We start from the raw sequence: 22,673 nt of genomic DNA on the forward strand, positions 1-22,673 counted from the left end.
AACGGGTATGCAGGCAGTATATTCAATCTCGTCTTGACGTGGATAGGCATCGGTCTTGTTTCCCGGCTTATGCCTGCCCAAAGTTTGTATTAGACGGCCGCAATCCGCATAATAAGGAAATAAGGCCGATGTCTTCTCCTGCTGGGAGAGACGCCGGACCTATATTCCGAATCAGTAGGTGATCCGCAGATGAGTTCCTTAACCCATGCCATCGAGCGCTACGCCGAGCTGGCCGTTAGCGTAGGCATCAATGTTCAACCGGGCCAAACCCTGGTCATTCAAGCTCCGCTGTACAATGCCGAATTCGTGCGGCTGATTGCCAAGAAGGCGTATGAGGCCGGCGCCAAAAACGTTCAGGTCGAATGGGATGACGACGAGCTGAAACGGATGAAATATATGATGGCTCCCGACGAAGCCTTCGAGGAATATCCGGCCTGGAAGGCGCAGGGCTATGTGGAGATGGCCGGCAATGACGCCGCTTTCCTGACGGTGTACTCCCCGACTCCTGACCTGCTGAGGGATGTCAAGCCCGAGCGGCTGGCCGCAGCCAGCAAAGCCTATGGGACGGCCATGCGCGAATACCGCGCGATGATGCAGGCCGGCCGGATCAGCTGGGCGATCGTCTCGGCCCCTTCACCCGCCTGGGCGCGCAAGGTTTTCCCCGATGCTTCGCCAGAGGATGCGGAACGGCTGCTGTGGGAGCATCTGCTTAGAGCCGCCCGGGCTTATGAGGAGCATCCGGTCGAAGCGTGGAGGCAGCATCTGGAGAGGCTCCGCGGCCATGTGGAGCGTATGAATGCCAAGCGGTATGCCCGCCTGATCTACCGGTCGCCGGGCACTGAGCTGAGCGTGGATTTGCCGCCGGATCATCAGTGGGTAGCCGGAGGCATTCACAATGCGAAGGGCACGTTCTTCGTGCCGAATATTCCGACCGAAGAGCTGTTCACTCTGCCGCACAGGGACAGTGTGAACGGAACCGTGTCCAGCACGATGCCGCTCAACTGGAACGGCCAGCTCATCGACAAGTTCTCGCTCACCTTCGAGCATGGCCTCGTGACCTCCTGTACGGCGGAAACCGGACTTGAGGCGCTCCAGCGGCTGATCGCCACCGATCCCGGGGCCGCCCGGCTCGGCGAGGTCGCTCTCGTGCCGCAGGACTCGCCTATCTCCAATATGAAGGTGCTGTTCTACAACACCGGCCTGGATGAGAATGCTTCCTGCCATTTCGCTCTGGGCAATGCGTACCCGCTATGCCTCAAGGACGGCTCCTCGATGAGCCGCGAGGAGCTTGATGCGCGAGGAGCCAACTTCAGCATCGTCCATGTCGACTTCATGATCGGCTCCGATCAGCTCGATATCGACGGCGTGCTGCAGGACGGCACCGTGGAGCCCGTATTCCGGAGCGGGAACTGGGCCTGACTAAGCTCGGGTAAGCTTAGAAGTGTGGTGAACAAGCGGGCCCTTCAGCAGACCTTAGATCTTCCATTTTGTTATCCATACGGTTGGAATCCGGTTTCAAAAGGCGAACGCTTTGCTTTTCCAGATTCAAAGGTCCTCTGCGCAAGTTATTCACCATACTTAGAGATCCCGCGAAAGCTGGGGCTCCCCTTCCCCCGCACACAGCTGCTCATAACGGAAGCAGTCGGTAACATGGTCCATGACCATGCCGGTCGCCTGCATGAAGGCATAGCAGATCGTCGTGCCGACAAAGGTGAAGCCCCGCTTCTTCAAATCGCGGCTCATCGCATCCGACTCCGGCGTGCTGGCGGGCACCTCCTGCAGCGATGCCCGCCGGTTCACCCGGGGAGAACCGCCGACAAAGCTCCAGATATAGGTATCGAAGCTGCCGAACTCGGCCTGTACCTGCAAGAAGGCGCGGGCATTTTTGACCGAGCCGGCGATCTTCAGCCGGTTGCGGATCAGCCCGGGGTCGGCCAGCAGCTCTGCCAGCTTGTCCTCGCCATACCGGGCGACCAGCGCCGGATCGAAGCCGTCGAACGCTTCCAGGTAACGCTCCCTTTTCTTCAGCACGGTGTACCAGCTCAGTCCGGCCTGCGCTCCTTCCAGAATAAGCATTTCGAACAGCTTCCGGTCGTCATGCTGCGGCACTCCCCATTCCTTGTCATGATATTCCATATAAAGCGGATCTTGATTGACCCAGCCGCATCGGCAAACCATCGTCTTCATCTCCTCGGGATCATGTTCTGTGCTCGCATTGCCCATTCATTTCCCTTCCAGCATACCATACTGCCTGCGGCCTGAGGACTCAACCGCGCCAATATGCATACTTTGCTCTCCGGATGCGTATCAACTAACATAAACTCCCGTCCCGTTCGGGGCGTGTTGATAAGATAAGCTGAGGTGAAGCATCTGATGAACGATCGATATACCGTATATGAACAGCAAACCGCACGCGCCCTGCTGCGCTGGGAGAAGGAGCTGGCGAAGCCGCCCGGACTGCTGGAGAAAACATCCAGGGCTGTGCAAACCCGCGTGAATCAGGTTATCCCCGAGAAAGTCCACACGGCCATTACCGCCGCGGTCAAAGGCATCGTGCAAACGGCCTTGTTCACGATGGACTATACGCCGAAAAGCGCCCCCTTGACCGATATGTCGCTGGCCATGCGGGATGCGCGAGCGGAGGAGCTGCTCGGCTTCTACAAGAAGCTGGCGGCCGCCGAAGGAGCAGGCGCAGGAGCAGGCGGCTTGCTGCTCGGCCTGGCCGATTTCCCGATCCTGATCGGCATCAAGATGAAATTTCTGTTTGAGCTGGCCCATGTGTACGGGCATTCGACCATGGATTACCGCGAGAGAGTCTATATTCTGTACATCTTCCAGCTCGCCTTCTCCAGTCAAGCCAAAAAGCCCCAGCTGCTGAAGACGCTGGCCGACTGGCCGGAATACGCCAAAACCCTTCCTCCGGGCGAAGAGCTGGGCAGCCAGATCGACTGGCGGCAGCTTCAGCAGGAATACCGCGACACCATCGACTTCCGGAAGATGCTTCAGCTCGTCCCGGGGATCGGAGCGGTCGTCGGAGCCTGGGCCAATTACGGCCTGCTGGAGGAGCTGGGCCAGACCGGCATGAACGTCTACCGGATGCGCTGGCTTCAAGAGTCTTGATTCACCCCGCGGCCGCCCGGGTAAACCTATACCAAGACAAGCTGCACAACAAAATGCAGCTAAACTAATAGCCTACGGGCCTTGGAAAGGCGGTTGATCTCTATGTTGAAATATTCCATGCTGTTCCTGATTATTGCCGTCGTTGCAGGTATTTTCGGCTTCGCCGGAATCGTTTCGGCGGCGGCCGGAATCGCCAAAATTTTGTTCTTCATCTTCCTGGTATTGTTCGTCATCTCGTTCTTCATGGGAAGAGGCTCTAAAACCCGCGTATAGCGAGCGGGACCTTGCTTTCCCTGCATAAGCCATTGCTCTACCGGCGGCTTCTCCCCTCCTAGGGGAGGGCCGTTTTGCCGTTGGGGCAGACGTTGGAGGCGGGAGCGCTGTACCTATCCTGCGTCTCTTGCATCTCCGCGGCTGCGGGACGCAGCGCAACCAGCCGGTCTCATTTCACCAGGAAAGGCTTGTTTCGCTCGTCCGGTAAACAGGTAAAGAAGGTACGTACACCATTTTTCGACAAGAGGTGATCGTGATGCCATGGACGCAAGGAGATTATCCCCCATCAATGAAAAATCTGGACACAAGGGTGCGGAATAAGGCCGTCGAAATCGCCAATGCCCTGTTGGAGGACGGTTATGAGGAAGGGCGGGCGATCGCTATCGCCACCGCTCAAGCGAAGGAATGGAACGAAAATCATCCCGAACCCGGCAGCAAGACAGACTAAACGCAGTTGACCCCCTATCTATAAAGCTTGATCTCATTCACAAATTCCATATGGCAAAGGAGAGCATGATTCATGAGCACATCGACAAAGGATAAAAAGCAAACCGTCCCCCCGCAGCATCAGGACCGCCAGCCGGGCCTGGAAAGCGAAATGACGCCTAAGCCGGTAGCCGTCGACCGCAGCTACAAGGGCAGCGGCAAGCTGCAAGGCAAGGTCGCCATCATCACCGGCGGAGACAGCGGCATCGGCCGGGCGGCCGCCGTCTGCTACGCGGCCGAAGGCGCCAACCTTGCGATCGTCTACCTCGACGAGCATGAGGACGCGAAGGAAACGAAGCGGCTGATCGAGGAGCAGGGCGGCGAATGCCTGCTGATCGCCGGAGATATCGGCGAAGCCTCGTTCTGCGAGGAGGTCGTCAAGCAGACCGTGGACAAGTTCGGACGGCTCGACATTCTCGTCAACAACGCGGCCGAGCAGCATCCGCAGCAAAGCCTCGAAGATATCTCGCAGGAGCAGCTGGAGAAAACGTTCCGCACAAACATCTTCTCCATGTTCTACCTGACCAAGGCGGCGCTGCCGCTGCTGAAGGAAGGGTCGGCCATTATCAATACGACGTCGGTCACGGCGTACCGCGGCCATCCGGAGCTGCTGGACTACGCGTCCACCAAGGGCGCTATCGTCGCCTTCACCCGGTCGTTGTCCCAGAATGTGATCGAGAAAGGCATCCGCGTCAATGCCGTTGCGCCCGGCCCGATCTGGACGCCGCTCATCCCGTCGACCTTCGATGCGAAGAAGACAAGCGAGCATGGCGCTGCCGCTCCCATGAAGCGTCCCGGCCAGCCCGAGGAGCTCGGTCCGGCTTATGTTTTCCTGGCGTCGGACGACTCCTCGTATATGGCCGGTCAGGTGCTGCATCTGAACGGCGGCGAGATTATTAACGGATAAGCAGGTTTTGCCGGAAGGCAGCCCGCAGCAAGAGCCGGTCCCCCTCCTCGCGAGGCAGTGACCGGCTCTTATCATGCTGTTATGCAGTTGTTTAGCGGCGGCATCGGGGACGTCGCCGCGCCCGCTCACAGCCTGGTGAATAGATAGACGAGCCGGGACAGCAGCTGTCCGATCGGCTCCCGCCCGACCGACACCCGCAGCGCGGCCTCAAGCCCGAGCTCGCCGGCTACGGCATTCATCCGGAACGTATCGAAGCCAAAGCTGCCGCCCGATACGAAATGCGCCTCCTCCGGCGCGCCGGCAACAAAGGCGTCGACCCAGGCCTGGTAGTCCCGCTCCGAGCGGCAGCCCGGCAGTTGAATATAAAAGAGCGAGCCCATCCATCTACGGCCCTCGATCAGGTATTGGTCCGAAGGCTCCACCGAACGCTGGTACGCCGTTATTTTGCCTTCGCGCATCAGATGGGTCAGGAAGGCGTCCACCCAATAGGCGTTGCGGTTCAATCTGGACAAGCGGGCCGTCAGCCTCTCCTGATCCGGAACAGGCAGCTGACGCACCGTTAGCGGATCGGCCCCCGCGTCCAGCAGCGCCAGCAGCGTCACCCAGCTCTGCCGCTGGGCTTCCTGCTCCAGCTGTCTGCCTGCCGCTACCATAAAGCCGGTATTGGCCAGCTCCATGCCCAGCTGCATATACTTGATGCCGCTCTCCACGCTGATGAGCACTACATGCGGCGGAAGCCGGTCCGCATACTTTGCGAACAGCGGGTTGGCCGCCGTCGTGAGCGTCCGGTCCACGATGACGTAGAGCGGCTCCTCCTGCCTGTGCCGGCATAAGCCCTCCATCAGCCGGCCCAGGTCTACGGGTGGCCTCACCGGCCAGCACATCCCCGGATCGACGAGCAGGCAGCCGATAGGCTCGTTTCGCTCCACCTTCGCATACATCTCCTGGGGCTCTAGCTCTGTTGGACGGTTCAGAAGAAGGCGGGCCAGCTCAACCCCTTCTCCGTAAAACCCTTGCTGGAGATAAGCGGGCAGAGCTTCCCCCGTGAAGCTCCGGTAAGCGGCCAGCGCGAGCTCCAACGCCTTCATGCCCGATGTCGTCAGGAAGCCGACGCATCTTCGGCGCGCCTCCGCCGACATGGCATAATAGGCGCGAAGCGATGCCGCCTCATAGTCTTTGACCGCTTCGCTGCCGTAGCTGCGCCGGTACGTATTTTGCTCCTCCTGCGTGTAGCCCGCCTCCCGGGGAACGTCCGGGTCGGACGACTTGAACCGCTTGCAGGGCGACTGCCAGTCGCTCCCGGCGACGACCGCTCCGAGCTGCTTGATCAGTGTGCGGATCTCATATTTGAGCCCCAGGTAGGCATTCCAGTCGCACGCTTCAGGCTCCCGCTCATAAGCGGCCGTCTGCCGCTCCAGCTTGTCCGCCTGATGGGCAAAGGCCGCGGCCAGCTCGCGCTCGAACCTTCCGTCCGGGAACGAATCCCGGTACAGCTCCAGCTCATCCCTCGCTCCATCCAGCAGCCAGCGCAGCTCGGAGAGATCCTCCAGCCGCTCCTCCAGCTCTGTCCGCAGTCCTACAGCTCCGTGTCGCGCCTGATCGTCATGCAAAAAACGGCCCCATTCCCAGCTGTCCGGAACTGGACCCGATCGATGTTTGTTGTCCATATTCGGTTCCTCCATCCGAGCATACCCGCTGAGGTTATTTTACCCGGAAAAAGGAAGAATCAAGCATTAGGAGCCGTAGGGCGCATCGAATTCGATCACGTTAAGATCAGGATCGAGCACATAAATCTGCGCAAATCCGGCTACGCTGTCCGGTCTTGCTTCATAAGGCACCGAGGCGGCTTCCAGCCAAGCCACTGTCCCGCTATAGCTTTTCACCCAGATGGCGAAATGCCCGTCGACCGTGTTGATCCCGCTCTCGCGCAGCGTTTCGCCTGTCGGATTTTCCAGCAGATGCAGCTGCTGCGTGCCTACCGCATACCACAGCCCCTTGGATGTGAACGGCGGACGCGCTATTTCTTGCAGCCCCAGCACCTGGGTATAAAAAACTCTGGAGCGCTCCAGCTCCCGGACAGCCAGACTCACATGATGCAAATGCTCGAATTCAATCATCGGTATTTCCGCCTCCCGTTATCGTCGTCGGTTATTAATCAGCTTGCAGCCATCCGTGCCTCCTAAACCTCATCTTACACGTCCCGGGTGCGGTCGGCAATGCTGCCGGCTGAGGGATGCCCTCTCGGAAGCACTTCCGGGGCTATGAGCTCCAACCAGAATCCAGGAACCAGGAAGGACCGTTCGCCGCTTCGCCCCCGGACAGCTGCTGCTCAAGACAATTCGGTTACGACGGAAAGCAAGCTTTTAGGCGAGATGTCCCTCAGATTAACCTCAAATTCAGCCGCACCTTTTCTCTAGGCGCATAATAGGATGAAGCAGGGACCCTGACATTAGTCTAGAAAGGTGTGACCGTTGTGACTGGAGGCATCACCAACTTTTACGCAGGCGGCAATACCGCTCGTGGATTCACCAGCCTGTTCGACTCGTCCATGCAAGGACTGGAGCGTGTTTATGCGCTGCAAGGAGGACCGGGTACAGGAAAGTCCGGCCTGCTTCGAGACATCGGAGCTCATATGACGCAGCAGGGCTATGACATTTGGCTGATTCATTGCGCTTCGGATAATGACGCCGTCGAAGGATTGGTCATCCCTGCTCTTAAGATCGGGATTGTCGATGTCGATGGAACCGTCCCTCATATCATAGAGCTCAAGCTGCCGGAGACTGTCCTGCAATACGTCCGGATGGACGCGGCCAAGGATGCGGCTCAACTGAGCGGCAGAAGCTCGGACAATCTGAGCTTGCACAACGACATTTCTCAAGCGTATGAACACGCCTACTCCAGCTTCGCGGAGGCGCTTCGCATTCATGATGACTGGGAGGCCTTCTATATAGCCAATATGAATTATGGGGCGGCTGACGAGCTCACAGAAACTTATAGTCGGCTGCTCTATGGCGATCGCAGGCTGGAGAAACAAAGCCGGGTGGATCACCGGTTCCTCGGAGCTGCTACCCCAAATGGCGCTGTGGATTTTGTCCCCAACCTGACGGAGGGTCTCAAGCGATATTTCATTAAAGGCCGGCCCGGCTCCGGCAAATCGACCATGCTGAAGAAATTGGCGGCATACGGGACGGATCACGGCTTCGATGTGGAGATTTACCACTGCGGCTTCGATCCGAACAGTCTGGATATGATCATCGTGCGCGAGCTGGGATTTGCCATATTCGACAGTACGGCTCCGCATGAATATGACCCCGAGCATGCCACCGATGAAATTGTGGATACGTACGCAAGGTGCATCAAGCCGGGCACTGACGAAGCGTACGCTGATAACATTCGTGTGTTGAAAGAGCAGTACGCTTCTCAGATGAAGCAATCCATACAATTTCTGTCGCAAGCTAAATCCCTCCAGGATGAGCTGAAGCAAATTCATGCGGAAGCAACAGATTTCAGCGTGGTTGAGCGGATCAAGAATGATATTTTGCAGGATATTGTTGGTCTGGCCGCTGCTCGGAGTTGAGGATAGGAAGGAATAAAAAAGCATCCCCCATGGTTAATGAAGGGGGATGCTTTTGGTGTTGAAGCTTTTCCATTATGCTTACTACTCGCTAGTCAACAGTACATACGTACAGGCTTCGGGCTTTACGAAACGGGCTGACCGATACCAGTGGGCCGTCCCGTCCATGATCGCCCTAACAGCTTGCTTACACCGTCTCCGCAACCATCCGGTTCGTCAGCGAGCCGAGCTTCTCGATCTCGATCGTCACGATGTCGCCGTCCTTCAGGTAGACGCGCTGCTCCGGCGGCAGGCCGAGCACGACGCCTTCCGGCGTGCCTGTCAGGATAATATCGCCAGGCACAAGCGTCATGTGATGCGAGATGTAGCTGACGATCTCGTCACAGTGGAAGATCATGTCCGACGTGTTGGAGTTCTGGCGCACCTCGCCGTTGACGGTCGCCTTGATCGCCAGCTCGTTCGGGTTGCCGACTTCATCGGCGCTGACCAGGTACGGGCCGAGCGGCGAGAACTTGTCGCAGGATTTGCCGAGCAGCCATTGATGCGTCCGCAATTGCAGATCGCGGGCGGACAGGTCGTTGACGCAGCAGTAGCCGAATACATGGCTGAGTGCGTCTTCCTTGGAGACGTATTTCGCCGTCTTGCCGATGACGATGACCAGCTCGGCCTCGTAATCCACCTCGGAGGATACCTTCGGCAGCGGGATATCGTCGCCTTGGGCAGCCAGCGTGTTGTTGAATTTATTGAACAGAATCGGATATTGCGGGATCGGAGCGTTTGTCTCCTCCGCATGCTTGCGGTAGTTCAGTCCGACGCAGATGATTTTGTTCGGACGGGTGACGCACGGCCCGAGCTGCAGCTTGGACTCATCCAGCCAGCCCTCGCCGCCGTTCTCCGAAGCGCGGTCCACGAGCTCTTGCAGCGCCGCGATAGCAGCTGCGCCGCCTTCGATGACCTCATGCACGTCGGTGGGCACGCCCTGCCTACCGGATGCGGCCTGAGCTGCAGCCACGTCCAGAATCCCTTTATCCGTCTTGACGCCCAGCTTGTAGGCGCCTGCCTGTTCGAATGTAACCAATTTCACGATAAAGTCCCTCCTAAGCGTTTTTGCCGAACACGACTCCGCCGTCAATATACAGCGGCGAGCCCATCATAAACTTCGATTCGTCCGAAGCGAGGAATACGGCGGCCTGCGCCACATCCTCCGGCCGGCCCAGGTCCCCGCTGAGCTGACGGCGTTTGATGCCGGCCAATCCTTCCTCCGGATCGGCATACGACTGCTTCAGGTAGTTCTCGACGAACGGCGTCAAGATCGTCCCCGGCAGCAGCGCATTGACGCGAATGCCGTACGGGGCGTAATCCACCTGCATCGACTTGGTCAGCGCAAGCACCGCGCCCTTGGTCGCTGCGTAGGAGGCCCGCTGAGCCAGTCCGATCTCGGCGATGCAGGACGACATGTTGATGATCGAGCCGCTGCCCTGCTCCATCATATGGGGCAGCACGTATTTGCTGGGCAGGAAGGTCCCGCGAATGTTGACGTTAATGACCCGGTCCCATACTTCCGGCTCCACCTCATGCAGCGCGCCAACGCCGCTGATGCCGGCATTGTTGAACAGCACGTCGATGCGCCCGTATTCGGCGATCGCGCCCGCTACCAGTGCCTGCACGGACTCGGGATCGGTCACATTCGCCTGTATAAAAATAGCCGATCCGCCCGCTTGGCGAATCTCCTCCGCCGTCTCCTGCCCCTTCGCTTCATCGAGGTCCGCGATGACGATAGATGCGCCCTCCTGAGCGAAGCGCAGCGCCGAGCTGCGGCCGATGCCCGAGCCTGCGCCGGTGATCAGCGCGATTTTTCCAGCAAGTCTCATTGTATCCGATCTCCTTTTCGTCCGATTGACGTCTCTTCCATTTCCTTTCACGTCCGGCAATCCGGCGTTCTAGAAGTCCATTCTGTCAAATCCGGTAAAACCTCGCCGCATTGCCGCCAAATACCGCCGTCCTGTCCGCCGATGTCCAGCTCTCCGGCAAGGTACGCTCAATCAACCGAACAACATCCTCATAACTGGCCGCGAGCAAGCACACCGGCCAGTCGCTGCCGAACATCAGCCGGTCCGGCCCGAACATCCGGCATACTTCTGTCACATAGGGGCGAATATCGCTCTCTGTCCAGTTCGCCAAGTCGGCCTCGGTGACCATGCCGGACAGCTTGCAGTACACGTTCAGATGCGACGCGGCCGCTTCCAGCCCGCTAAGCCACGGCTCCCGTTCGCCTCCGGCGATATCCGGCTTGGCGATATGGTCGATAACGGCGCGCAGTCCCGGCACCCGTTCCAGCATCTGCAGGACATAAGGCAGATGGCGCGAGCGGATGAGAATATCCAGCGCCAGACCGCGCTCGGCGAGCAGCTCCAGTGAGCGGACCACCCGGTCCCGCGTTATATAGGCATCGTCCTCCATATCCTGCAGCATAGGGCGGACGCCTTTAAAATACGGAGATTGCGCCAGCTCATCCAGCACCTGTTCCACGCCGTCGGCTTCCAGGTCGACCCAGCCGACGACGCCGGCCAAAGTCTCCTCCCGCTCGCACAGCTCGAGCAAATACCGCGTCTCCTCCACCGTCGGGGCCGCCTGTACAACGATCGTGCGCTTGATCTGCTGACGGAGCAGCTCGGGCCGCAGATCGTCCGGACCGTAATCGCGGTACAGCACACCCTGCTCGGGCGTCAGCCAGCCGTAGTCGCCGCGCGCCACCTGCCAATAATGCTGATGCGCATCGATTCGCATCACGATCACGCTCCCGTCTGTTCGATGGACCCGTTCTGTACGGGAGATAATTCCCCCGCCGGGATTGCCTTGGTCTTTCTGCCGGCTTCACCGGACAAGGCTTCCACGATCACACCCTTGCTCAGCACAATATTCGCATATTGCGCCCGTTCCCCGGTAGCGACGATCGCATAAGCCTTCTTCGCGCGTTCATAGAAGTCGAACCGTTCCAGAAAAGTCTGCTGCACCGCGCGTCCTTCGTGCCGGTCGACAATCTCGCGGTACTCCTCCCAGATGACCGGGACGACCGGATCGTCCGGCACAACCTGCATCAGGCTGACCGGCGCTTCGACGTACTGGTCGAGCGGGTACAGCTGCAGCACCGCCTCCAGCAGCTCCGGTATACCGTGCCCGTCAGCGCGCACCAGACGCCGGGCGCAGGACGCCGCTGGGAAGTTGCCGTCAGCCAGCACCAGTTCGTCGCCATGGCCCATTTCCATCAATATAGCGAGCAGCTCCGGTGACAATAAGGGAGAGATGCCCTTCAGCATGCGGCCCCCTCCTCTTGCGCGATCTCATCCAGCCTGACAGGCCGGTTCTCCTCCATGGAGCGGTAAGCGCCGAATACGATCTGCATCGTCTTCAGATTATCCTGCACGCTGTTCTCCGGCTCACGGTCTTCCTCGATCGCCCTCAGCAGCTCGCCCATCGTGCCCAGGAAGGCGTGCGGAAACCATTTGCCGTGCAGCGAAGGCGTGAACCAGTAGTCCGGATGCAGCCGCTTCGTGTGGAAGCTAAGCGTATCCTCGCGTCCTACGGGATAGTTGTACAGCGAGCCGTTCGTCCCCTTCACGATCCCTTCCGTTCCTTCGAAGCGGTATGTGGCATACCAGTCATCCTCGCCCGCGATATGGTTGTGGTTGTCGTGAATCAGCCCCCGCGCTTCGCCGGGAAATTTCATATGCAGCAGCGTACGGGTCTCGCCGATGCACTGCTGGCCCGGAAACCGTGCGCCGTCGGCGTAAATATATTCCGGCTTTCCGAACAGAAACCGGATCGCATCAATATAATGAATGCTGTGATACATAAATTCCAGTGTCGGCATCTGCCTCAGCCAGGCCCAGTTGGCGAAATCCTGCTTTACGTTCACGGCGATCGACGCCTGCAGCAGCTCCCCCAGCCAGCCCCGCTGGATGATCGTGTGCGTGGCCCGGATGCCCGGCGACCAGCGCATCTGCTGGTTGACCGCGCCCTTCACGCCCGCCCGGGAGCAGGCTTCCGCGATCGACACCGCTTCCGCGTATGACTCGGCCAGCGGCTTCTGGCAGAGCATATGCTTGCCCGCCTCCGCGACCGGGGCCGCGAGCCCCGGCTGCGCCTTGGCCGGCACGGCCAGATCGACCACGACTACCTGCGGGTCGGCCAGCAGTTCATCCAGCGAGCCGTATACGCGCTTGATGCCGAATTTGTCCGCGAGCGCCTGCGCCTTGGCAGCATCAACGTCATAGAGACCGACCACATTCAGCTCGCCCATCCGGTAAGCCGGCAGATGGCAGGCGCCTACGATCTCACCCGCACCCACGATGGCAATCCCCTTGGAGCGGTCCTGCGGCACCTTCGGCTTATAGTCGAGGTCCAGCCACTCCGTATTCCCTGGTATTCCTGTCACGCAGCTTCCTCCTTCCGTTCTTGTTACAGGCTCGGCCCGATGCGGTTGATGCTGAATTCCTGATGGCCTAAAATTTCCGCCTTGGTCAGCTTGCCCTCCGCCACTTCACGAATCTCCTGCCAGATGCGGTCGCCCGCTTGCCCAAGACCAAGCGTGCCGTCCAGCATCTCGCTGACATCAACGTCCATATTGTCTTCCATCTTGTCGAAGGTCCGCTTGTTGCCCGTAATCTTGATGACCGGAATGACAGCCGCTCCCGTCGGCGTGCCCCGTCCCGTCGTGAAGCAGACGATATGGGCGCCGCCCGCCGCCATACCCGATACGCATTCAATGTCATTTCCCGGGGAATCCATGAAATACAAGCCGCCCTCCGGCAAATGCTCCGCATATTCGACGACTCCGCGAATCGGCGCGGTGCCGCATTTGCTGATGCAGCCCAGCGATTTCTCTTCGATCGTGGACAGCCCGCCCGCGATATTGCCGGGGCTCGGATTGCCGCCGCGCATATCTGCGCCCATCCGCTCGACTTCCTTCTCGAACCGGTCGACGATATGATAGAGCTGGTCCTTCGTCTCCGGCGTCGCGCATCTCTCCGCCAGCACATGCTCTGCGCCGATGATCTCGGTCGTCTCTCCGATCACGATCGTGCCGCCCTCCGCGATCAGCGAGTCTGCCGCCGCACCAAGCGCCGGGTTGGACGCAAGGCCCGAGGTTGCATCCGAGCCGCCGCATTTCACGCCAACCTTCAGCTTGGACAGCGGAACCGGCACCTTCGGCTGCTTCTCCAGCTCGACCAGCATCCGGCGCGCCAGCTCCGTGCCGTGCTGGATCGCCTTTACGGAGCCGCCAACGCTTTGAATATCGAAAAATTCGACCGGTTTACCGGTAACCTTGATCGCTTCAGCCAATGCCTCCGGATCGACCACTTCACAGCCCAGGCTGATGATCAGCACTGCGCCTACGTTCGGATTTTTCCCCGTACCGGCCAGCACGTCGAAGGTTCTGTCCTTGTCCGCGCCGATCTGACTGCAGCCATGCTGATGCGGAATGGCTACCGCTCCCGGCACGTTCTGCATAATCCGCGAACAGACCTGGTTGGAGCAAATAACGGTCGGTATGATCAGCAGATGATTGCGGATGCCGATGTCTCCGTTTGCCCGTTCGTATCCCATAATGGTTGTCATCTTGTAAGTTGCCTCCCTGCATATAGTTGGGTATGCTTGGCTGTCACGGTAACCGCTTACTTGGCGGCCGTTAGTCAGCTGATCTTTCAGGTTGCGTGACATTTTTGCGCGATATCCGCCGCTTGCCGGTCACGTCTGTTTCCATTCCTAGGCACGTTACTTGGCAGCCGCCTGATCGCCGCGCCCGCGAATGCCTTCGATATTATGAACATGCACATGTCTGCCCGCTTCAATCGGACAGACCGTTCGGCCGATCACCTCGCCGTATTTCCTGACGTCAAAGCCCGCATCCATCGCGACGATAGAAATTTTGTGTCCGAACGGCACGGCGTCCAGCAACACTACCTGCTCCACACGGCTGCCGATCCGGTAACGGATCTCCTCGCCCGCGGCCAGATCCTTGAGAGCTGTCGCCACATGATCCGCTTCATCCATCACGAGCGCGTCAGCGCCGGGTTCAATCGAATGTGCCATAAGATAAGCCTCCATGTTAAGGTAATGTTATCGATAACTCCAAAATAGCAATGAAATGACTTGCTGTCAATCTCTTTTTTCCCTACAATGAATCGTAGCAACTAACGGAAAGGAGCGTCATTGTTGATTACGATCTACGATATCGCCAAGAAAGCCAATGTATCCGCGATGACCGTTTCCAGAGTTATCAATAACAATGGCAAAATCAGCGAGCTGACCCGGCAGCGCGTCAAGCAGGTGATGGAGGAGCTGAACTATGTGCCCAATTCCAACGCCCGCAGCCTGGTGCTGCAGAAAACGCATATTATCTCCCTGCTGATTACGGATATTACGAATCCGTTCTATACGACACTTGCGCGCGGAGCCGAGGATACGGCCAAGCGGCTCGGCTATAAGCTGCTGTTCGGCAACAGCGACGAGAACTATGCGAAGGAAAAGGACTATGTGGATATGATTCTCTCCACCCGGGTAGACGGCGTGCTGTTCGCTCCGGCGGGAGACGGCTCAGCCGTCCATCTGCAGCAGCTGCAAAAGCACCGCATTCCGCTCGTCCTGCTCGACCGCGAGGTTCCCGGCATCCAGGCGGATACGGTGCTCGGGGACAGCAAGGAAGGGGCGCGGCGGCTCGTCGAGCATCTGCTCGCGCTGGGCCATCGCCGCATCGCGCTGATCAACGGCTCGGAGGATGTCTCGACGGCTCGCCAGCGGCATACCGGCTACAAGGAAGCGCTGAAGCTCAATGACATCGCCTACGATGAAGCGCTTGTGCTTCATGCGAACTACCGGGATATTCAAGACGAAGCGGCGCTGGACCGTCTGCTCCACCTTCCGGACCCTCCGACCGCCGTATTTGCCGCCAACAATTTTCTTGCCATCGGGGCCATTCAAGGGTTGCGCGCTCAAGGGCTGAGGGTGCCGGACGACATGTCCGTTGTCTGCTTCGACGATCTGGGCCTCGCTTCGGCGCTGCATCCTTTCTTGACCGTAGCGGCCCAACCGGCGTACCAGTTCGGCTCGCTCGGCATGCAGTGGCTGATCGACCGGATCGAGGGCCGGGCCCAGGAAGAGCCGCGCACGATCATCCTGCCATCGGAGCTGATTGTCCGGTCCTCGGCGGCGGCGCGTCCCCGTGAAGGAAAATGACCGTTTTTAGCGTTGTCAACTCGTCCGCCGGGTGGGATAATAGGCTGTGTCTGTTACTTCTTATGAAGAAAGCTGGTCCTGACCTGTGATCTATTTTCTGCTGTTCTACGCCGTTATCTATATGGGCAATGCCGTGTACGGCACCTACATGCCCGTGTACTTCCAGTCGATCGGCCTGACGCCTTCGCAGATCGGTACGCTGCTTAGTCTGGGACCGCTCGTCGCCGTGCTGGCCCAGCCCGTCTGGGGAGCGGTCGGAGACCGGGCGCGCAGCAAAAATACAGTGCTTGCCGTGCTGCTGCTGGGCAGCGGAACCGCCATTATGCTGTTCCCGTTGTCGGAAGCCTTTATCTATTTGCTGCTGATGGTCTGCCTGTTTACATTTTTCCAGACCTCGACCTTTGCGATCAGCGACGCCGTCACGCTGGAGGAGCTGGAGAAGCATCCCCGCTGGACGTTCGGTACGATCCGGCTTGGAGGCACATTCGGCTTCGCCCTCATGTCCGTCGCCTTCGGCTGGCTGGCCAAGACGCATATCGGGCTGCTTTTTCCCGTCTATGCGCTCGTAATGCTTGCCTCGCTGGGGCTTCTGACCCGGCTGCCCCGGGTCGCCGGCTACCGGACTGCCGGCAATCCGGAGCGAATCTGGGTGCTGCTGAAGCATCGGAAGCTGATGACGTACATGGGCATCAATCTCGTCCTGCAAATAACGCTAGGCTATTATTATTCCTTCTTCCCCGTATATTTCCGGGATTTGGGCGGGGATAACGCCTTGCTTGGCTGGTCGATGCTCATCTCCTCATTGAGCGAAATTCCGTTCCTGCTGCTGGCGGGCAAAATTTTCAAAAAAATCCGCATCTCCTGGGTGCTTCTCGTCTCCGGATTGGCCACAGCCGTCCGCTGGTTCGCCTATTCGGTGACGGACAGCGCGGGCTGGCTGCTTCCCGCCCAGCTTCTGCACGGGCTTATGTTCATCGTGCTGACCGTTACGATGGCGATATATATTAACCAGGAGGTGCCCAAGTCGCTGAAGGCAAGCGGGCAAACGTTGTACGGTCTGCTAAGTCTCGGGGTAGCCCGCATTATCGGCAGCTTCTTCGGCGGGTTCGCGAGCGAAGCGTTCGGCATGCGCGCCGTGTTTGCCTTCTGCGGCTGGATCGCCCTTGCCTGCTGCGTGTTTACAGTGTTTGTGATCATGCGCGAGAAAACCGGAGAAGCGCAGGCCGACAGCCCTCGCGCCAGTTGACAGGCGCGCTATCCGACCTGCGCTTACAGCAGGTCGGATAGCGCAGGAGGGCCGCCTGGAGTCCAAAACAGTTGACATTTGCTTTCCGGTGATTTATCTTAATATTAAGATAACAGTTGCGAACCAAGCATCGCACTGAAAAGGAGCTGAACCGCATGTCCGAGCAGCAACGAGATGATTCCCTGCATTTGTTCATCGTGTTATCCCGTGCTTGCGAATGGGTAACCGCCCATGCGCATCGGGACATCCGCCGTCACGGCTTGAATCCGACAGAATACGGCGTGCTGGAGCTGCTGTACCACAAGGGCTCGCAACCCCTGCAGCAGATTGGTGAGAAAGTATTGATGACGAGCGGCAACATCACCTACGTCGTCGACAAATTGGTCGGCAAGGGACTCGTCATTCGCAAGCCTTGTCCTGAGGACCGCCGAGTGAGCTTTGCGGAGATTACCGACAGCGGGGTCGCGCTGCTCGACAGCGTTTTTCCCGGGCATCGGGAGGTCATCGACCAGGCTGTATCCGGCTTAAGCGACGATGAGAAACGTCAAGCGATCGATCTTCTCAAGAAGCTGGGGCTGTATGCGAAAGCAACGTTTAAGGAGAGCGGCAGCTAGCGTGCCGGGTGTTCTCCCGTCTATTATCTTAATATTAAGGAAAACTCACTTTCTTTACATTTCAACTAAATTTCAAGGAGAGATTCATATGCAAATGATGGTCTATACGCCTGCCATGCAGGCCACAGGCAGCTTTGACGGAGGCACAATTGTGGAGCAGAAGCCGATCGGCTTCTCGGGCGAAGGCTCGGTTGTCAAACGAATCGGCCCTCTATTCTACTGGGCATGGGCATTCGCGCCTCAGGAGGGTCATATCGGCCTCCATCCGCACAAGGCGTTCGAGATCATGACCTACGTCGTGCAAGGACAAGCTTCGCACGGCGATACGCTCGGCACGCGCAGCATCGTCGGAGCCGGCGGCGCGCAGGTGATGCAGACCGGGTCCGGCGTCTCCCATACGGAACGCTTCATCGGTCCTGATATGGAGGCGTTCCAGATCTGGTTCGAGCCGGAGTTCCAAGCGGCGCTGCAGCGCAAGCCGACCTACAACCAATTCGAGCATGAGGATTTTCCGATTGCCGCGGGCGACGGATACCGCCTCAAAACAATTCTCGGTCCCGGCTCCCCGATCGAGCTGGTCGCCGAAGCACGGCTTTGGGATCTCGAGTTTGATCCTCAAGGCGCTTTCACTTATACGGTCGAGCAAGGACGCACGCTGGCTGTACTGGCTATTCGCGGCGGCGGCAGCGGGGAGATCGGCGGCAGCGCTGAACGAGCAGCCACACCGTTCAAGCACCGTGACTTTCTCGTCATGCGCGCCGATGATGATGCCGAGATAACGCTGCGGGCATCGGAAGACGCGCCCTTGCGCCTGATCGGCATCGATGTGCCGACAACGGTATCGTACCCGCTGTATCCGAAGCGCTGATCAGCGGACCAAGAGTCGCCGGCGGCTGGCGGCTTTCTCTGCCGTCTCAGCCGCAAGTCGCACGCACGGGAAATCCGCCCTGCAAATCAAGCCCAAACAGCCTGCGGTCTCCGCAGGCTGTTGTTTATTTCATCCCTCGTCATGCAACTGGTACAGCCCTTGGATTCTACGCGATGATTACGGGAATCGGCATCTTCCTCGCGTCTTTTGTTAAAAGGCTGGCTTTGGCAGGATTTGGGCGCCTTCCAAGATCATACATGTGCCCCTAATAGAAAAGAGCGCCTTCTCTTGGGGCGCTCTCTAGCTATAGAATAAATCATCGGAAAGAATAAGTCTATTCTTTTTTTCGGATTCCCGGTATATTGTTGGTACTGTTTCCGCGCGGGTCAGCAATCCATGGAAAGGAAACGTTCGACTACATGTCAAGTGAACTTAATAATCCAAACCAGCAACCAAAAGTAAAACTGGTCACCATCAGTCTATTAATGGGATTGGTCCTGGCTTCTATAGACCAGACTATCGTATCCACAGCTATGCCAACCGTCATCAAACAATTGGATGGATTGTCCCTATACAGCTGGGTGTTCACCATCTATATGTTAGCTTCGACGACGACTATCCCGATTTACGGGAAACTGGCGGATTTATTCGGACGCAGGAACGTCTACTTAACCGGCTTATCCCTTTTCCTGCTCGGGTCCGTTCTATGCGGATTCGCTGGAAGCATGATGCAATTGATTTTCTTCAGAGGGATTCAAGGATTGGGAGCCGGGGCATTGCTGCCGGTTGCCTTTACGATAGTCGGGGATCTGTACCCACCGGAATCAAGAGGCAAGTTCATGAGCTTGTTTAGCGCCGTATTCTCTATTTCCAGCATACTCGGGCCGGCACTCGGCGGAATAATCTCCGAATACTTAGGTTGGGGGTGGATTTTTTTCATCAATCTCCCGATTGGCATTCCGGCAATCTGCCTCATGGCCGCTGCTTGGAAGGAAAGCAAGCGCTACGCGAGACGATCCATCGATTGGGCCGGTATTGCCACGTTCAGTATCTCTATCGTTTCTCTTTTACTGGCGCCGGTTCTAAGCGGGGACCCACCAACCCGTATCGTTTTGTTCAGTCTAAGCGCTCTCTTTATTGCCTTGTTTATAGGGATCGAAACGAAGGCGAAAGAACCGATGCTACCGCTTCATCTCTTTAAGATCCGCGTCATTGCTTTCGGAAACATGGCCGGATTTTTCATGAGCGCCGGAATGTTTGGCGCGATTGCGTTCATTCCTCTTTTTGCCCAGGACGTGATGGGAGTGAGCCCTACCTATGCCGGTTACATCCTGATACCGCTCATGCTGTCCGTAGTCGTTACAACGACAATAGGCGGAAGGTTGATGAGCAAGGTCTCGTACCGGGCCATCCTTGTCCCCAGCATGGCTCTCATGGCAATGGGATTGGGGCTGCTCGGCAGAATGACGGTTGATACTACTGCGCTGCAACTGGTCTTTTATATGATTATTACGGGTCTGGGCATGGGTGCACTGTATCCGGTAGTCGGCACTGCTGCACAAAGTGCAGTGGAGCCTGGAATACGGGGTGTCGCTACCTCTTCCTCGCAGTTTTTCCGGTCTATCGGAGGAACGATCGGAGTCAGTGTGCTCGGCAGCTTGCTAACGCAGGGGATGGTCGCAGGTAGTAGCGAAGCAGATTCTGGAATGGCGCTGAGCCACACTTTGAATCATATCTTCCTGGTAAGTCTCGGCTTTGTCATTGTCGCTCTGATTGCCTGCTTCTTGATGGGAAATGCGAGATTAGTTCCGAAAGCTGGTAAAGTGAAGCAAGGGGCTTGAACATACACTGATAACATAACCAGCCATGCGTATGCTTCCGCAGAACGGATTGATGTCCGTAAGACCGCCCCTTCGTAAAATAGGTTTGACCAACCCAATAAATAAAACAGCGGCGGACGAATCGTCTAAAAATGCCGCTGTTTTTTTATGGCTCTAGAGTCATCCGTTAATGCGGCTGTGAACGGCGTACACACAGGGCACTCCCGAACTCCAAGTTGAAGTTCGTCTATTACTTCTTTTCTTGGCTGCTTCCCCAAGAAGCGCTGCCTATGCAACGACCCAGCTGCCTACTCCCTGCTGCGCAGAGGAAGCAGCTCGCGCACCCGCTCGTCGCGCAGCCACAGTCCGGCCCAGGCCATAACCGCCAAATAAACCGCAAACAGCACATGTGTGAACAGCGGCGCATCAATCCGAATCTGGGAGGCGACCACACCCCCGAAATACGCAGTCAACAGCAGCGCTCCCAGAACAGCGGTGCGCGGGATCACATACAGCAGAGTTGACAGCAGAGCAAGTATCCCCATCAAAGGAATGTGATGCTTCGCGAAGCCGAGTGAAACCGTCCCCTCTAACACTTCCGGAGGCGGAAACAGCTTAAAGATGCCGTCAAACAGCATAAACGCGACCACCAGTCCGCTCAGCACGCGAGCCGTCCACAGCCGGCCTTTCGAAATTTTCGTTGTTCTCATAAGAAATCCTCTCACCTGTAACAGATTTGAGCTCATTGTAGCACAGCTGTTCGGGTCGGATTTCTTATCGATTGCTTAATTTACATAAAGAGCCGTCCCCGGTACCGCCCTCCCCTGCAGTTGCAGGAAAAGGCGATAATGGGAACGACTTAGCATCTACCAGGTTCTAAATCCTTTCGATCCGATACCCGCATCATTTATAATATCCATCACCGGTATCGTGTAAGCCACCAGAATGAGCACGACCAGCACCCCGACCCAAACGCCCCAGCGTTCGAAGATGGCGGGAGCCTTCTCCGCTTGCTCGCTGACTTCGGCGATCGGGTATTCCGTCTCGCCCTTCGGAGCGCTCATCAGCATGCAGATGTTGACGATCATCAGGACGACGGCGAAGAACAGAATGACGCCGCCGATCGCCATCGCTACATGGTACGGCATCCAGAGCACCGTATCCGGATGATCCTGATACGTCGTGAACGCCGTTCGCCGCGGGGAGCCAAGCAAGCCGACCGTATGCATCGAGCCGGACATGAAGAACATGCCGATGAGCCATAGGATCGTTTGGATAATGCCCAGCCGGTTCATCAGCGGCGTCATCGAGCGGCCGAGCATGGATGGAATGAGCCAGTACGTGATGCCGAAGAAGGTCAAAGCTACGCTCGTTGCTACCGTCAGGTGGAAGTGGCCGGTTACCCACAGCGTGTTATGCACGATCGCATTCAGCTCATGGCTCGCATTGATCAGCCCTCCCGCTCCCGCCGGGATAAATACGAGCATCCCCATGAACGGAGCGAAGAAGCGGACATCCCTCCACGGCAGCTTCTTGAACCAGCCGAACAGCCCTTTGGCGCCGACGGAGCGGCCATGCATTTCGAACGTGGCGAAAAGCGAGAACGCCGTCATCAGCGACGGAATAACGACCATGAAGGTCAGCACGACCTGAACGAATTTCCATACATTCGAGATGCCCGGCTCCATCAGCTGATGGTGGAAGCCGACCGGAATCGAGAACAGCAGGAACATAATGAAGGAGAGCCGTGCGAGCGCGTCGCTGAACATTTTGCCGCCGATCACCTTCGGAATGACGACATACCAGCACATGTAAGCCGGCAGCAGCCAGAAGTACACGAGCGGATGGCCGAAGTACCAGAACAGCGTACGGGAGAGCGTAATGTTAATCGTCTCGACCCAGCCGAACGACCATGGAATCAGCTGGAACAGCACCTCGATAGCTACGCCCAATGTAGCGATAATCCACATCAGCATCGTCACGACCGCCATAAATGTGAACAACGGAGTCGTTTGGCCCGGATTCGTCCGTTTCCAGTAGCGGTAGTTAAGGAATACTCCGATGCCGCTCATCCAGCTGCCTACTACTACGAATACGAGCGCTACGTAAAACCACGGGTCCGCTTTGAGCGGCGCGTAGAACGTGTATAGGACCGTCGCTTTGTTAAGCAAAATAAGAACGGTTGCGAGCAGCGTGCCGAATGTCATCAGCGCAAAGCCGAGCCAGCCGAGATGGCGCGCAATCGGCAGCAGCCGTCCGCCGAGCGTGCGGGCTACCCCCGAATAGATAAATCCTATAATGAAATACGTCGTAAAAATCAACGCCATCAGCACGCCGTGCGCCGTCAGCAGCTGGTAGTAGCCGATCCCCATCGGCAGCGTAACCATGCCCCCGCGCACCAGCCCCTGCAGCACGCCGGCCACGCCGCCCATAAACAAGGCGAAAAATGCGAACAGGATATGGGCCAGCACAAGCGCAGAGTCGCGCCGGTCGAAGCTTTTGATTTCCTTTATCATCTGTGTTACACCC

At 57.8% G+C, this 22,673-nt stretch carries 22 protein-coding genes and 1 pseudogene; 11 read left to right on the forward strand and 12 right to left on the reverse strand.

The features are described 5' to 3' along the window. Positions 1–189 precede the first annotated feature (189 nt). Positions 190–1,419 (forward strand): aminopeptidase, encoded by a 1,230-nt coding sequence (locus tag BLR08_RS14585; protein WP_072330506.1) that lies wholly within the window; start codon positions 190–192, stop codon positions 1,417–1,419. Between the two features lie 159 nt (positions 1,420–1,578). Here BLR08_RS14585 and BLR08_RS14590 read toward each other — a convergent pair whose 3' ends face one another. Then, entirely contained in the window at positions 1,579–2,178 is a 600-nt protein-coding gene (locus BLR08_RS14590; protein WP_072330912.1) for a DNA-3-methyladenine glycosylase I, read from the reverse strand. Between the two features lie 195 nt (positions 2,179–2,373). On the opposite strand from BLR08_RS14590, the gene BLR08_RS14595 reads away from it, so the two are divergent. The 4 genes from BLR08_RS14595 (at position 2,374) to BLR08_RS14610 (ending at position 4,786) form a co-directional block, all read left to right on the forward strand. After that, positions 2,374–3,120 carry an EcsC family protein gene (locus tag BLR08_RS14595; RefSeq protein ID WP_072330504.1) on the forward strand — a complete coding sequence of 249 codons (747 nt, stop codon included), beginning with the start codon at positions 2,374–2,376 and terminating at the stop codon, positions 3,118–3,120. A 102-nt stretch (positions 3,121–3,222) separates the two neighbouring features. Next, a complete protein-coding gene (locus BLR08_RS14600; RefSeq protein WP_072330502.1) occupies positions 3,223–3,393 on the forward strand; it encodes a DUF1328 domain-containing protein in 171 nt (56 codons plus the stop codon). Positions 3,394–3,649: 256 nt separating this feature from the next. Beyond that, entirely contained in the window at positions 3,650–3,841 is a 192-nt protein-coding gene (locus tag BLR08_RS14605; protein WP_072330500.1) for a DUF2188 domain-containing protein, read from the forward strand. 72 nt (positions 3,842–3,913) lie between these two features. After that, complete coding sequence (locus tag BLR08_RS14610) at positions 3,914–4,786, forward strand: SDR family oxidoreductase (protein ID WP_072330498.1); 873 nt, start codon at positions 3,914–3,916, stop codon at positions 4,784–4,786. A gap of 125 nt (positions 4,787–4,911) precedes the next feature. Here BLR08_RS14610 and BLR08_RS14615 read toward each other — a convergent pair whose 3' ends face one another. Together BLR08_RS14615 and BLR08_RS14620 are read right to left on the reverse strand one after the other, a co-directional pair. After that, complete coding sequence (locus BLR08_RS14615; protein ID WP_072330496.1) at positions 4,912–6,453, reverse strand: hypothetical protein; 1,542 nt, start codon at positions 6,451–6,453, stop codon at positions 4,912–4,914. Between the two features lie 66 nt (positions 6,454–6,519). Further along, positions 6,520–6,903, reverse strand: a complete 384-nt coding sequence (locus BLR08_RS14620; RefSeq protein ID WP_072330494.1) for a VOC family protein — start codon at positions 6,901–6,903, stop codon at positions 6,520–6,522. Between the two features lie 347 nt (positions 6,904–7,250). On the opposite strand from BLR08_RS14620, the gene BLR08_RS14625 reads away from it, so the two are divergent. Next, positions 7,251–8,363 (forward strand): PRK06851 family protein, encoded by a 1,113-nt coding sequence (locus tag BLR08_RS14625; RefSeq protein WP_090586175.1) that lies wholly within the window; start codon positions 7,251–7,253, stop codon positions 8,361–8,363. Between the two features lie 184 nt (positions 8,364–8,547). On the opposite strand, the gene BLR08_RS14630 is transcribed toward BLR08_RS14625, so the two are convergent. From BLR08_RS14630 to BLR08_RS14660, 7 genes and pseudogenes are all read right to left on the reverse strand, one after another. Next, positions 8,548–9,444, reverse strand: coding sequence for a fumarylacetoacetate hydrolase family protein (locus BLR08_RS14630; protein WP_072330492.1), 897 nt, complete (start codon positions 9,442–9,444; stop codon positions 8,548–8,550). 13 nt (positions 9,445–9,457) lie between these two features. Next, on the reverse strand, positions 9,458–10,231 hold the full coding sequence (locus tag BLR08_RS14635) for an SDR family NAD(P)-dependent oxidoreductase (RefSeq protein ID WP_072330490.1): 774 nt from the start codon (positions 10,229–10,231) through the stop codon (positions 9,458–9,460). An 85-nt stretch (positions 10,232–10,316) separates the two neighbouring features. Then, the gene (locus tag BLR08_RS14640; protein WP_176835524.1) at positions 10,317–11,147 is read right to left on the reverse strand and encodes an amidohydrolase family protein; all 831 of its coding nucleotides are present in this window, start codon (positions 11,145–11,147) and stop codon (positions 10,317–10,319) included. Positions 11,148–11,254: 107 nt separating this feature from the next. Then, positions 11,255–11,677: pseudogene (gene fucU / locus BLR08_RS14645) on the reverse strand (L-fucose mutarotase); the annotation flags it as partial. Continuing rightward, positions 11,671–12,795 carry a Gfo/Idh/MocA family protein gene (locus BLR08_RS14650; protein WP_256257611.1) on the reverse strand — a complete coding sequence of 375 codons (1,125 nt, stop codon included), beginning with the start codon at positions 12,793–12,795 and terminating at the stop codon, positions 11,671–11,673. The pseudogene fucU and the gene BLR08_RS14650, both read right to left, overlap by 7 nt. Positions 12,796–12,818: 23 nt before the next feature. Continuing rightward, positions 12,819–13,979, reverse strand: coding sequence for a UxaA family hydrolase (locus BLR08_RS14655; protein WP_072330488.1), 1,161 nt, complete (start codon positions 13,977–13,979; stop codon positions 12,819–12,821). A gap of 156 nt (positions 13,980–14,135) precedes the next feature. Then, positions 14,136–14,453 carry a UxaA family hydrolase gene (locus BLR08_RS14660; RefSeq protein ID WP_072330486.1) on the reverse strand — a complete coding sequence of 106 codons (318 nt, stop codon included), beginning with the start codon at positions 14,451–14,453 and terminating at the stop codon, positions 14,136–14,138. A gap of 123 nt (positions 14,454–14,576) precedes the next feature. On the opposite strand from BLR08_RS14660, the gene BLR08_RS14665 reads away from it, so the two are divergent. From BLR08_RS14665 to BLR08_RS14685, 5 genes are all read left to right on the forward strand, one after another. Further along, positions 14,577–15,596 (forward strand): LacI family DNA-binding transcriptional regulator, encoded by a 1,020-nt coding sequence (locus tag BLR08_RS14665; protein ID WP_072330484.1) that lies wholly within the window; start codon positions 14,577–14,579, stop codon positions 15,594–15,596. An 85-nt stretch (positions 15,597–15,681) separates the two neighbouring features. Then, positions 15,682–16,842 (forward strand): MFS transporter, encoded by a 1,161-nt coding sequence (locus BLR08_RS14670; RefSeq protein WP_072330481.1) that lies wholly within the window; start codon positions 15,682–15,684, stop codon positions 16,840–16,842. 155 nt (positions 16,843–16,997) lie between these two features. Beyond that, positions 16,998–17,456 (forward strand): MarR family winged helix-turn-helix transcriptional regulator, encoded by a 459-nt coding sequence (locus BLR08_RS14675; protein ID WP_072330479.1) that lies wholly within the window; start codon positions 16,998–17,000, stop codon positions 17,454–17,456. An 88-nt stretch (positions 17,457–17,544) separates the two neighbouring features. Continuing rightward, positions 17,545–18,324 (forward strand): pirin family protein, encoded by a 780-nt coding sequence (locus BLR08_RS14680; RefSeq protein ID WP_072330477.1) that lies wholly within the window; start codon positions 17,545–17,547, stop codon positions 18,322–18,324. Between the two features lie 419 nt (positions 18,325–18,743). Further along, entirely contained in the window at positions 18,744–20,165 is a 1,422-nt protein-coding gene (locus BLR08_RS14685) for an MDR family MFS transporter (protein ID WP_072330475.1), read from the forward strand. Positions 20,166–20,452: 287 nt separating this feature from the next. Here the strand turns inward: BLR08_RS14685 and BLR08_RS14690 are convergent, their stop codons facing one another. Next, complete coding sequence (locus BLR08_RS14690; RefSeq protein ID WP_072330473.1) at positions 20,453–20,854, reverse strand: DoxX family protein; 402 nt, start codon at positions 20,852–20,854, stop codon at positions 20,453–20,455. Between the two features lie 156 nt (positions 20,855–21,010). Next, positions 21,011–22,660, reverse strand: a complete 1,650-nt coding sequence (locus BLR08_RS14695; protein WP_072330471.1) for a b(o/a)3-type cytochrome-c oxidase subunit 1 — start codon at positions 22,658–22,660, stop codon at positions 21,011–21,013. Between the last annotated feature and the right edge of the window lie 13 nt (positions 22,661–22,673).

The organism is Paenibacillus sp. cl123, from assembly GCF_900101595.1.
Lineage (GTDB): Bacteria > Bacillota > Bacilli > Paenibacillales > NBRC-103111 > Paenibacillus_G.